Genomic DNA, 12,605 nt, shown 5'->3' on the forward strand with positions numbered 1-12,605 from the left:
ATCTACAGTAAAGTATAACTGAAGGATATTATTGTTTTGCCGCTGCTAAGGATCGTTTGCTTTTGTCTTTAAATGTTCTGATGCGCAATGCATTATCCACTCCGATTAATTGAGAAAGCCACCTGAACGATGCACCGCCATAAGCGGCAGGAGATTTATATCCTAATTGCCTGATCTGCTGCTTACAGTTTTGTAATAGGTCAGGGTAATTTGGGTAGGAGTTGCAGTAATATACACTAAGCGCTTTTCTTCCCAGTTCACGTGCCGAGTCGTTGTCTAGCTGTGTTTTAAAGCCCTTCACATAGCAACTATAGGAGTACAGCCAGCTTTCAAATACTTGCTTAGAAACAAAGCGTTTACTCACGCTCATGGGTACATCCCTTCTGTAGTAAAACACAGATCCAGGGCAGAAAACAATACCTTCTGAATGCAGGATCACTCTTGAGAAATATTCTCCGTCATTATTGATGAGCACTTTCTCATCCCAGCCATGTGTTTCTTGAATAAGCTTCATTGGCAAAAGCCACATGCCGGTAGTATAATACTTCCCAAAATGATCAAACATTTGATGAAAGTATTCTGCCACCTCCAGGTTTTTGTAATAAAAGGTAAACCCTTCCTCCAGTTGTTTTTGGTTTCCGAGGATATGGCCCATCACTCCACTATACACATACCTGTCTCCGTGCAGTTGGTACATTTTTACCTGCTGCCCGATCTTTTCACTGTCTAAGATATCATCCGCATCTAAAAACTGAACCAGTTCGCCTGTGGCCTTTTCAATGCCAAAGTTACGGGCATAGCAAGGGCCACTGTTCGGTATCAAATAATACTTTATCCTGCTATCACTGAACTGCATTATTACCTGCTCAGAGTTATCTTTACTACCATCGTTTACAATCAAGATTTCAAGGTTACTGTAGGTCTGGCTTAAGCAGCTGGAAATGGTATCGTGAATGTACTTTTCAGAATTATAAACAGGAATAATGATTGTAACGAGCGGGTTCATGGCAACAGCAGATAGTTTGGTGAAGATGAAAAAGTATACATCAGGTAACTTAGTTAAGCTTCTGGACACGCTACAGGTGCAGTAGCTGCAGTCTTTCGTAATCTTTTCAAGTGGCTTTTATATGCCTGGTCAACATTTAAAGCAATATCGTCCCAGTTATAATCAGCCATTACTTTTTCTCTGGCCTCTTTTCCTTTTTGCATCAACATCTCCTTGTTCTCTAATACAGCAATCACTTTTTCCGCCAGCGCAGCAGGATCACCAATGGATACAAGTAAGTCTGGAAGTATAAAATCAGATGGTCCGGGGCAGTCGTAGGCTACAACAGGAAGTCCAGCGCACATCATTTCAAGGGCTCCAAAACCAAAGCTCTCAAGGTATGAAGGAAAAACTCCTATCTGGCAGTCTGTAAGTAACTGCGGCAGGTCTTCCGACTTAAAGCTGGGTATTACTTCGATGGATGCGTGATACTTTTTCGGGAAAAACCGAAGCACCTGATCTGGTGTATTAAACATGCCCCTTGTTCCTAAAAGCTTTAACTGTAGCGTAGGGAAACGCTTCTTCAGTAACTTTAGCACAACAGGAAAATCAAGCGCACCTTTTCTAAAATCATACGTGCCAACAAAAGCAACTTTATAGGGTTCCTCATACTTGTGCGCTATGTTCCCGAAGTACGCTATTCTCTCTGGGGTTATACCGTTGGGAACAATGATAATATTATTCGCATTAAAACCTCGCCTGATGAGTAAATCGCGATCTTTAGTGTTTTGTACCTGAATCAAATCCGTTTGCTCCAGGCAGTATTGAATATGGCTATAATATGCATCTGGATTTTCTTTCTTCCCCTTGAACCATTTAGGAATGTCTTTTAATAAGTAAGACACTCTGGCTCTCAAGTCATACTTTATTTTAGTAAGAGGTTCGTGAAACGCAAGTATGGCTGGCCTGGCAACAAATAATGTTTCTTTGTTAAAAAGGCCTCTATTAAACGGAAGGGTATCATATTCATATAAGACCACATCAAAATACGCAGCATTTTCCACAAAGAACTCCTTTAAGGCTAAACTATGTCTGGCTGCATTGTATCTTTCTTCTGCAGGAATTCCGAGCATTTGCTTATCTACAAGCACAGTTTCCCAGCCAAGTTTTTGAAGGCTATCTGCCAGTTCAATCCTGTTTTTGGTAAACCCTTTCTCAAGAGAAAAATTACCTTTAGAACACAATGCTATTCTCATAAACTACTGCAAATTGTATTATAAGCGCTTATAATTAAGCTTTGGGAGATGAGAAAGAGGAATTTAGACTACTGCAACAGTTAAAAGGTAAGTCAAATTCGCTTCCCAATAATTAAATAAAATATATAATTTATACTATAGACGAAGATTTTCGCAATTGGTTTTATGATAAGCTATAAATAAAATCCTTAATTTTATTTACTTTTTCATAAACACTATCTGCAGCATTTAAGGTAAGCACAGGTATACCTTTTTCCCTGATTACCTCTATGTAGATATTCTTTTCACACAAAGCCTCTTCTCTGGATTTAACCAATTGCTCTGCCGTAAGTGACTTGTCCCGAATCCTAAAATTACCACGCTGAACGGTTCTATCGACAACAGTAGTTACATCACCTTCAAAATAGATTATAGCTGCCGGCAGGTCGATCAGGTCGAGTGCTTTTTCCACTTCCTGATTAAGGTTGTATGATTGTGTATTCTTTAAAAAATAGTTTAAGTTATGAATAAGGCCTTCATCAATTATGCAGAATTTATGAGTCGGCTCTTCAAGCACATGCTGGATCTTTTCAAAGATGCTCCTGATGTAGTTAACTCCATAAAATCGTAAATCCTCGCCGGTAGCATGCTTACTCTTCGCGATATTTTGCCAGAATAATTCCAGCAGCTCAGGACTTATCCGGAAAGGTTGTTCAATTGCCGTTCTTTTCTTCGTTAGCCTGCTTAGTAACTGAGGTTTTATCAGCTTTACCAGATACAAAATTAACTGCTCACGAACTCCTTGCTTATATAATGTTTCTTCGCTGCCTAAAAGCTCGTATGGCACCCAGTTTTCACTATCAGACCACCTCGCTTTTAAAGCATCATAGGTCGTGGTTTTACCAACACCAGGTACTCCAACAAACTCAATGTATTTAGCCATAGTAAATCTATAGTTTTAAGTAGTGCTGTGGCAGGTATTGCCTTTACTGATTACTGTAGTACTGATGCCTTGGCTGCTACGCTGGCTTCTTTAAACTTAAGATTGCTGGCAAAATCGATAATGGCTTGTGCATTATACTTTATGGGTTTAGTGGCATCTATATACAAAACAGGAACACCTTTAAACTCAAGATACTTTATCGTAGCCATTATTCTTTCTCTGCAGCGCTGTGTATATTCCATCAATTCGTTGTGTGCAAGCCCCTTGTGCATATCACGTAAAACTTCTCTGGTCAACAGCCTGTCAGCATTCTCCCGTACATCTGTGTGTATGTAAACAAGTGCGTCCGGTAAGGGCATCACATTCAACAAGCTATAAATCTCCTGCTCTTCTTCAATAGGGTCATCACTTTTATATAATCCCCTGTCAATCATATTCACAAGACCTTCGTCTATAATGATAGTTTTATGGGTTTTGTTTTCTTTGATTACCTGCACCTTTTTGATGATCCTGTAAATCCATTCTGTTTTCTCAAATCTCAGATCCAGACCGTTAGCGCTTTTGCTTTGTTTATAAAAGATGTTCCCCCAACAGGCATTTACATACTCCGGGTACTGCGCAACAAACCGATCGCCTGCAGCTTTGAGCACTTCCGGGTCAACATGGTTTCTGCCGTTCTTTACCTCTTTGTAGATTCTTCTGATAAATTCATAATCAGTCTCGAGTCTCGAGTTCAGGTATTTCTTTCCACCTCTTATACTTGCGATTACTCTCTTCCCAAACGCAGGCAAATCTTCATTACCCATCGGGTTAGCAGTAGAAGCTGTGCTGCAGTTGTAGTGCTTTTTTATTCTTTTTTCCAGCTCCCGAAAGATGGTGGATTTGCCCACACCCGGAGATCCACATAACTCTATAAATTTCGCCATATCTCAGATTATAATTTTTGTAATCATACTTTACACCTTGGTTCTACACCAGAGATAAGTACAGATCTGAAAATGATTAGATTACAAGCTGCTCGAAAGTGCAGCCATGTTTTCCCATGCTCCAATATAGCTTCCCCAAACATCTCTGAAAGAGCTCTTTGCAGGATCAAAGTTCTCAGGAAGATCTCCGGTATAGGTAGCTGGAACACCGGCAACCTCATAAGCCTGCTCTATGCTGCTTGGGTACTCTGTGTACTGCTGCAGAAAAGAAAAGCCCGTACAGTAAAATGCTTGTCCAGGCGTAACAATAATGTTGTCTGGAGAAAAGCCTACATATGCTAGTCCGCGTGCGTGCATGCTGTGAATAACATGCCTTACCTCTGCGCTTTTAGAAGCAATCACCTGTTTCTTTTTATCTTCTGGAAGCTCACTAAGTATATTTTCTTTGAAAGGAATAATCACATAACCTTCTCCACTCGCCAGCAGGGGCGGCACAAAAGGCAACTCATTTGATAGCTCTTTATAGGCAAACAACTCTCTCTGGAAAAACCGTTCTTTACCTACCCGGTACGTTTTCTTAACTGCCAGCTCCCCGTTATACACAATTAACTCCTCCTTAGCTATCGGGCCTGCAGCCATTACTTTTTTCAGACTCCAGCGTGTGGCGTAACGTGCTCTTCTTAACTCAATCTCGCTTTCAATTTTAGAGGTATACTCTTTTCCGAGAAGTGAAATATAGTACCAGGCATCTAACTCATTGTCTGCAGAATGTACCCCGTTATAGTTACCCTCAGCAATTGATGCGTGCACAAACTCACGGAATTTATACTTTGCATTGGGGTTGTTTCTGTTTGTCATGCGGGGTTGCTTCCTCGCCTCTGCTTCTGTTAACGGACAAGGATGGTAATCATATGCCACCACGAAGGCTGCAGGTGTGCCCCCTGATTCTTTATAAGGTCCTTTGTCCCATTTTCCGCCTCGTATATTCAGGGTGCAGGTAACTTTTTCTTCTGCGGAGAGTTCCCGAACATCAATCACATCGAAATGAAATTTATCTTTTAGGAAATTTCTAAAGTCCTGTATGAGGCCATCTTTCAGAAGGCGTTCCCTTACAATGTATACTACCACCTCACCTCCCCTTACATCAGAATAAAGGCTTTCCTGCAGCATGGCCAACTCCGGCTTCAGTTCCACAAGCTTAGAGAGAGTATCTTCTGCAGGCGCAAAATTCTGCTCTTTCAGCCACTTATAAACACCTTGTGCAGTAAGCTCTATTTCGATGCCCTGCTCCTTTGCCTCATCATCAAGTATAGAAGTATAACTGTGCTCAATATCTACAGGTTTTTCACTAAAACCTGGCAAACCGGAGTTACAGCCTTTATGGAAAAGTGCATGGAAAGCAAGCCCAGCAAAGTATGGTAACGGAGCAGGCACGTAGGCGCCTCTGTACATTACCCTGCTATTTATTAATGTATGGGCAATGTTAGCCTGAAAGTATGGAATTCCTCTTCTACAGCCATGTTTGCTTCCGGCTATTGTATATATATCACATTTTAAACCTGTTCCGTTGTCATAAAACACTACCAAATCATTTATGAGGTCACGGTGCTCGTCTTTTATCAGAATGTCCATGTCTTCCCCGTCCGGAATTTCGGGCAGGTTATGCCACCAACGTAACAATACATAATCTACTTTGCGCTGGTGTAGGATATCGAAGAACTCCATTCTGGAAATGCCTTTCCTGATATACACTCTGGGTGTTTTTAGTGGCTTGATAATGGTTCTTCTTAACCTGAAGTAGTACTTTCTTAATAACTTGTTTTGGATGAACACTTGCTTTAAGGGCGTCGGAATTACTTCTCTAACGGCATCAACAAGGATTTTAGAGTACCCTGCTTTCTTTCTCTTTAACATAAGGGTGCTGGCAAAACTGTTAAAAACATGGTGGCTAAACTGCATAGTAATTTCTTGTATTTAATACACGTTACACATTCTTATTTCCCTGAGTAGTATATGTTGGTTTTAAGGAGGCTACAGAACCGTAACCGCCTTAAAACCAACACTTACCCAGTAATCAGTAACTTATATAAATAGCAGGTTTCACCCTGCCTTCATGTCAATTAAAACTACTTCTGCAGCAGCAGCCTTACGGTTTTAGACTTTCCGGCTCCGTACTGTAGTCGTACCAAGTATAGCCCTTTTGCCAGTTCCTGGCCGTTTAGCTCTACGTTTACTTCTTCGCCTGCACCTGCTCTACCCTGAGTAAGCTCTTTTACCACTGCTCCCTTGCTGTCATACACAACCACTAAGTAATTGCCCTCTTCTAAAAGACTAAAGCTTATAGTTGCGACACTGTTAAACGGGTTAGGATAAGCCAACAACTCAAGCTCTGCTTCCTCTGCCTGAGGTACTGCTAGTACTTCCGAGGCTATACTTGTACTGGCTAACGCTGCGCCTGATGCCATTTGATTAATCTCATCTCCACTTAGGGCTCTGTTATAGATCTGCACTTCATCCATTGCTCCTTTTAAACCTCTGTATCCATCAAAACCAGCACCCAAGGTTAGTGGCAGGTTATTTGAATTTATTGGAGGAGCCGAAGAAAAAGACTTGCTGCTATTCTGTATTCCGTTAATGTACATCCTCATCGTAGTACCGTCGTAGGTAATAGCCACATGCAACCAAGTGTTGCCGTTGTTCGGGTACAGTGCATTAGAGTTGAGCCTGTATGTGTCTCTATAAGAGTCCTGATTTATCCTGAAGAACACTTTACCGTTGCTTGCCAGGGAGAGTTCGTAACCATCCTGCGCCTTTTGCTCAGCTTTTTTCACAATGTATTGCGTTGCCGTTTGCTCAGGCTTTATCCAGGCAGCGATTGTAATGGCTCCTGTTATATCCAAAGATGCGTTATCGTCAACTGTTGCGTATTGGCTTGTTCCGTTAAACCGAAGTGCCTGCCCTTTCACTCCTGCTACTCTGCTTGGGTTATTTACGGTGGTTGCTGTATTCTCATAAGTTGAGGCATCAACTAAAGTAGTTCCACCGCTTTCGTCCATCTGCCAATAAGCTACCAAGTTTCCTTCTGGTGTAGGCGTTGGTGTAGTTGTCGTAAAGCTCCAGATAGCGGACCAACTACTGGTACCTCCTGTATTAGTAGCTCTAATTCTCCAGTAGTAGGTAGTGCCTTCATTTAAGCCATTTACTGAAGCATACGTTGTAGAGATGCCACTCTGATCAAACACTGTTGAGGAGAAGCCCAAGGACGTGGAAACCTGCGCCTGGTAACTATCAGCTCCCTGCGAGGCAGCCCATGCCAATATTGGAGATGTACTTACGTTTGTAGCCTGGTTCAAGGGTGAGGTAAGTGCTGGCGCACTGGCAACAGGTGGCGTACTGGCTGTAGTAGTAAAACTCCATATGGTAGACCAGTTGCTTTGGCTCGTAGCGTTAATCCCTCTAACTCTCCAGTAATAGGTTGTGCCCGCTGCTAGTCCTGTAACAGCAACAGAGGTGCTTGTAATACTGCTTTGGTTATAGACAGTGGACGTGAAGCTAGAATTGGTAGAAACCTGAGCCTGATAACTTGTTGCTCCCTGTGCTGCCGACCACGTTAACGTAGGAGAAGCAGAAACACCTGTAGCCTGATTTGCCGGTGATGCTAACTCAGGCGCAGTAGCCATTACCGGTGCCGCCGTAGTGAAACTCCAGACATTAGACCAATCACTTTGTGCTGATCCGTTTATGGCTCGAACTCTCCAGTAATAGGTAGTACCAGCAACAAGTCCGGATACAGAAGCAGATGTTGAGGTGATGCCGCTTTGATTATATACTGTACTTGTAAAGTTTGAAGAGGTAGATACCTGAACTTGATAATTGGTAGCTCCTTGAGTAGCAGCCCACATCAGAATAGGTGTTGTTGATATTTCTGAAGACTGGTTAGCTGGTGAGCTTAGCAAGGGGGCACTTAATACAGGAACTGGTGCAGGCGCACCATCTCTTGCCAGCACACCAACAGCCTGAGAACTAGAGGACGCTAATATCACAACCTCAGAAGTAAAGTTATCTTTTATACTTGTTGCATTATCGTAACTCCCACTTATCAAGCGCATACTTGAGCTAAAGGAGATGTTAGGCACAGATGATTCGTTGTATTCAATGTCTCCGCCGCCGTTGTTGCTTGTATAAATCACTCTTACCTTATTTGATGCCTCGTTAAGCAACACAATCGGCCTGGTGCCTTCATAAGAAACCAGGTGAAGTTTGTCCCAAGAACCCATTGGCCGACGAACTAGTAAGCCAATCTCCGGGTATCTATCATTGTCATAGCTGGTCTTTACTGCTGCATACAGTGTCCCGTCGGATCCGACAGCGAGGTTTATGTGATCATCTGCCATCCCCTTTCCTACATTAAGTGCAGACTGAGAAGCTGGCACCTCGTCTGATGACCAGGAAGAAGGAGCAGCACCATCGGTATGAACCTTAAACCCAAATCTTTTAGAGTTCTGGTTTGACCAAAGCACACCTATTTTACCAGGCATGGCCGTTATAGCACAGATATCATCATCCTTCACATTGCTAGCCAGTACAATAGGAGAGCTCCAGGTAGTATAAGGAGAATCACTCCATCTTACATTTATGTCACTGGTACCGTCGTAAGCTAGCCACATGCGGCCGCTTCCATCAATATCAATGGTGGCAGCCTCTGTACCAGATTTAAGACTTAACCCTACTGTAGAAGTTCTCCTAGACCATAACTCATACATGCCCGAGGAAGTGGAATATTCCACAGACACCAACTCTGAAGAAGGCCCCTGGAACAGCACGATATGCACAGTATTTCCAACCACCTTGCAATCTGCTTTGGAGGAAGTTTTCGTTGATAGTCTCAAAATACTGGTCCAGGTGTTGCCGTCTAGTCGCCAGAGGTATGTGCCGGATGAGTTAGGTAAAATAGCCCAATGCTTTCCGGCGTATGCCCATACTTTGGCTTGCGGTTTTTCTCCGGTATCGGTTGATACAGCCACAGCGTTTAATTTTGTTATGGAAGTAAAGCCTGCCTGTGCAAAGACGTTTACGACCGATAAATACATAATAATGAGTAACGTAAGTTTTTTCATAGCTTTATTGTTTTCGTAGTGTAATAGATGCGGCGGAAAAAAGGGTAAGCTTGTTTGTTGGGTTAGGCCAGGTTATAGCGTTTGGCCTTTTGGACTCCAGTTTCCTGGAAGAGTGCGTCAAATAAATGTGTTACAACTTCGTCTGAGTAAATGCCTCCCCCTCCTTCTGTCCATCTTAACAAATGTTCCCGGTCAACTACGGCAGGGTGTCCCCTCCTAACCAGTACTTCAACTTCTGTATATCCTAGTGCTTTTAATGCTGAAATCCGATGATTGCCTTGTAGTAAAACAAACCGGGTTTTATCTCTATACTTTAGAAAGTAACCGTTTACCGGATCGACACCTGCAAGCCCGGTGCGGTAGCCATTTTTCTTGATAGATTCATAGACTCCAATCAGGCGGTTAAACTCTCTCTGGCCATATTCAGGAGTGTGTGGACCAAAGAAAATCCAGCCATCCTCATCACCGTTATTATTAAAGAACTTTAAGCTTTTGCGCACACTGGTGTGGTTTAGTGCCCACACCCACCGGATTAAATGGTTCTTAGGGGGCCAGTCGCAAAAAGGTTTAAGAGGTACAGAAATGTGATCCAGTAACACTTCATGCACGTTGCGTGGGCAATACCGTTCATATAATTTTGCCAGTGTAGAATCTTCGTACCGCAATTCAGGGTTTTGTTCATACTCTTTCAGGGTTTGCACAAAAGGATGCCAACCATCATTTGCATAAGAAAAACCAAGCCTGGAGGTAACAGTACGCAGCGAAATTTTGAAGGGAATTGTATAAGGATCTTCTGACCTGTTGTGTATGAAGTGAGGCAGTTTACGATGAAACAACTTATAGTTTGAGCGCTTCCAAAGTGCACCTTCTCCCACAAGTTCATATCCAAATTGTCGGGCAAAATATGAGGCACATGGTTTTAGCGTTAAAGAGGAATGGGCACTTCTTATAAGATTTGTCAGCGTATTCATACTTCAAAAATTACTCTTAAATACACATTAGCACTTCACTGGATGTAGTATAGCTGCAGACGTTATACTTCTTGCAACTCCACCATTTTTTGAAACTTCGATGACCTGAGCACAAGCTCATCAAAGGCTCCCTCTGCCACTACTTCACCGCTGTTCATAACCAGAATACGATCTGCATTTTTAACAGTAGACAGGCGGTGCGCTACGATAAGGATGGTATACTTTCCTTTCAACTCCTCTATTCCTCTTTGAATCGCCTCCTCAGTTTCAGAATCAAGAGCAGAAGTGGCCTCATCCAGCACCAGTATATCAACATCTTTGTAAAGTTCTCTTGCAATGGAAATGCGTTGCTTCTGGCCACCGCTCAGGTTAATTCCGTTGTTGCCAAGTATGGTTTCATCCTTGTCGGGTAGCTCCTCGATAAACGATGCCAGTGAAGCCTGCCTCACTGCCCATTTGTATCGTTCAATGTTTTCAGGGCTTGGCTCAGCCCAAAAGCTTATGTTGTTAAAAATGGTATCATTAAATACAACCGGCTCCTGGGTAATGTATCCGATTCTCCTGCTGTAGCTTTCTATGTTTAGCTTTGTAATATTTATGTTATCAACCAGCATCTTTCCGGCATTAAGTGGCATTAACCCTGACAGGATGTTGATTAAAGTTGTTTTCCCGCTTCCGCTTTCACCTACAAAGGCTACTGTTTCATTTTTGCGTACTTTCAGGTTTACATTCTGCAGAATCTGCTGGCCGGAGTACTCAAAACTAGCGTCTATAAGTTCTATCGAATCTCTAAACTTATCCAGCCTTTCTTTTCCGACCTTTTCTCTTGAGTTTTCCAGTTCATTCTCAAAATCAGTCATGTTGTCCATTGATCCGGATACTGCCAGAAAATCATTGTAGAAAGTCTGGAGTTGAATTAATGCTGCAAGCGCACGGTAAAAAAACAAGAGACTGATAAGTATAACGCCCAGGCTGCCGCCTAGCAGTTTAACTTGTGCCAGGATAACAGCACTTACAATTAAAATTAAAATAGGCTCCCGAATAGCGCTGACAAGAGAGTTTAGCTGCCCAATCTTTCGGTTGTTCTCTTCAATATCTTTAATGCTGTCCTTAAGCTTCAGGTTATAAGTATTGATTGCCCTGGTTGCCTTCAGGTATTTAAAGTTTGAGACAAACTGCAGTATCAGGCCCTGGTAGTGGTTGGTGTTTCGGGTAAGATTTTTAGATGATATTTTGGTGGCTTTGTATAGGCGCTTGTAGATAAAGTTTGTTAAACCTCCGCCGATACAAATTAGCAAGGCGAACTTTGCATCCACAAAAAACGCAAACAGCATATACACCACCACCATAATTATCTGCTGAAAGGCCCCAAAATAGCTGAGGTAGGCTTTGGATATGCGCATAACCTCACCGGTCATGGTATTTTGAATTCTGCCTGCATCTGAGGTCACAAACGACTTGTAAGCCATTCTGCTTAAGCCATTCGAAAGGTTTATTCTAATAGCTTTAATAAATGACTGCCTTAGGGTAACATTATACATACCATTTATATAATGTGCTATGCCCTTCAGAATAAAAAACAGCGACATCACCATGAGTACTGAAACAATGTTCAGGCTTAGGCCTATACTCTCCATACCTTGTACCAGAAAGCCCAGTTTACCTAATCCATCCGGATCTACAGTAGAGGAATCATCTATCATTTGCAGCAGGGGTAAGAACATAGCTAGCCCAAGCCCATCTAACACACCTACGCAGATGCTCAAGCCCATGCGTATAAATATTCTATACTTCAGCCGCTTATAAAAGTACGTAAAGCTTGTAAAGTTACTTTTTACAAATTCCTTGATTAAATTTAATAGCATAAACCTATAAGTATAAAATAATCATGTTTCGATTATATAAGCAATACACACTTATACTTTTGATTTTACTTCTTCATCACATAGCTTATATAATGTTTTTGATCAACTTAAAAACTTGAATGTGATGTATGCCTAAGAAATTGTTATGACGTTTTACTGTAATAATTCTGTGCTAAATAGGCTTTATAGCAAAGTATAAATGTAATCTTAGCTAATGCCTTAATCCACCTACCAACGCAACATCTTCTAGTATGTAGAAATAGTTCTGGGTAAAGCTTTATTAAAATTGCTGGGCGTACAGTTACTTCAATCAGCTATCTCACTTCTACCTCACAATAAGGAAGTAACGGTATACTTTATTGGTTCTGCCTTTGCTCCTGGCACGGGGTATTAACAAATGACTATACGTAAGAAGTAAAATAAATATACATAAAGTGAAATATTTTTTAGATGTAAGAAATAATACATATCCTTATATCTATCCATCAGGTTTCTACACCGCAAATATCTAGATACTTTAAACTTTTGGCCTTACCTTAACAAACAGCAGCGCCCCTTAAAGT

8 protein-coding genes are annotated in these 12,605 nt (G+C 41.8%); all 8 read right to left on the bottom strand.

Translation table 11 applies throughout. The annotated features are described in order from the left end of the window. Positions 1-28: 28 nt before the first annotated feature. The 8 genes from WG943_RS00665 to WG943_RS00700 all read right to left on the bottom strand — a co-directional run bounded on the left by WG943_RS00665 (position 29) and on the right by WG943_RS00700 (position 12,042). Positions 29-1,075, bottom strand: coding sequence for a glycosyltransferase family 2 protein (locus WG943_RS00665; protein WP_340406129.1), 1,047 nt, complete (start codon positions 1,073-1,075; stop codon positions 29-31). Further along, entirely contained in the window at positions 1,060-2,241 is a 1,182-nt protein-coding gene (locus tag WG943_RS00670) for a glycosyltransferase family 4 protein (protein WP_340406131.1), read from the bottom strand. The genes WG943_RS00665 and WG943_RS00670 overlap by 16 nt, the downstream gene beginning before the upstream one ends. A gap of 163 nt (positions 2,242-2,404) precedes the next feature. After that, positions 2,405-3,163: a hypothetical protein gene (locus WG943_RS00675; protein WP_340406133.1), complete on the bottom strand. Its 759-nt coding sequence runs from the start codon at positions 3,161-3,163 to the stop codon at positions 2,405-2,407. Positions 3,164-3,213: 50 nt separating this feature from the next. Further along, positions 3,214-4,089 (bottom strand): hypothetical protein, encoded by an 876-nt coding sequence (locus WG943_RS00680; protein WP_340406135.1) that lies wholly within the window; start codon positions 4,087-4,089, stop codon positions 3,214-3,216. A gap of 81 nt (positions 4,090-4,170) precedes the next feature. Continuing rightward, positions 4,171-6,003, bottom strand: coding sequence for a hypothetical protein (locus WG943_RS00685; RefSeq protein ID WP_340406136.1), 1,833 nt, complete (start codon positions 6,001-6,003; stop codon positions 4,171-4,173). Between the two features lie 212 nt (positions 6,004-6,215). Next, complete coding sequence (locus WG943_RS00690) at positions 6,216-9,206, bottom strand: LamG-like jellyroll fold domain-containing protein (RefSeq protein ID WP_340406138.1); 2,991 nt, start codon at positions 9,204-9,206, stop codon at positions 6,216-6,218. 62 nt (positions 9,207-9,268) lie between these two features. Beyond that, positions 9,269-10,177: a hypothetical protein gene (locus WG943_RS00695; protein WP_340406140.1), complete on the bottom strand. Its 909-nt coding sequence runs from the start codon at positions 10,175-10,177 to the stop codon at positions 9,269-9,271. A gap of 62 nt (positions 10,178-10,239) precedes the next feature. Continuing rightward, the gene (locus tag WG943_RS00700; protein WP_340406141.1) at positions 10,240-12,042 is read right to left on the bottom strand and encodes an ABC transporter ATP-binding protein; all 1,803 of its coding nucleotides are present in this window, start codon (positions 12,040-12,042) and stop codon (positions 10,240-10,242) included. Between the last annotated feature and the right edge of the window lie 563 nt (positions 12,043-12,605).

The organism is Pontibacter sp. H249, from assembly GCF_037892465.1.
In the GTDB taxonomy this organism is placed as follows: Bacteria; Bacteroidota; Bacteroidia; order Cytophagales; family Hymenobacteraceae; genus Pontibacter.

Coding starts and splice junctions, on each gene's coding strand:
- WG943_RS00670 (WP_340406131.1), bottom strand. CDS start 2,241: ATGAGAATAGCATTGTGTTCTAAAGGTAATTTTTCTCTTGAGAAAGGG.
- WG943_RS00675 (WP_340406133.1), bottom strand. CDS start 3,163: ATGGCTAAATACATTGAGTTTGTTGGAGTACCTGGTGTTGGTAAAACC.
- WG943_RS00680 (WP_340406135.1), bottom strand. CDS start 4,089: ATGGCGAAATTTATAGAGTTATGTGGATCTCCGGGTGTGGGCAAATCC.
- WG943_RS00685 (WP_340406136.1), bottom strand. CDS start 6,003: ATGTTAAAGAGAAAGAAAGCAGGGTACTCTAAAATCCTTGTTGATGCC.
- WG943_RS00690 (WP_340406138.1), bottom strand. CDS start 9,206: ATGAAAAAACTTACGTTACTCATTATTATGTATTTATCGGTCGTAAAC.
- WG943_RS00695 (WP_340406140.1), bottom strand. CDS start 10,177: ATGAATACGCTGACAAATCTTATAAGAAGTGCCCATTCCTCTTTAACG.
- WG943_RS00700 (WP_340406141.1), bottom strand. CDS start 12,042: ATGCTATTAAATTTAATCAAGGAATTTGTAAAAAGTAACTTTACAAGC.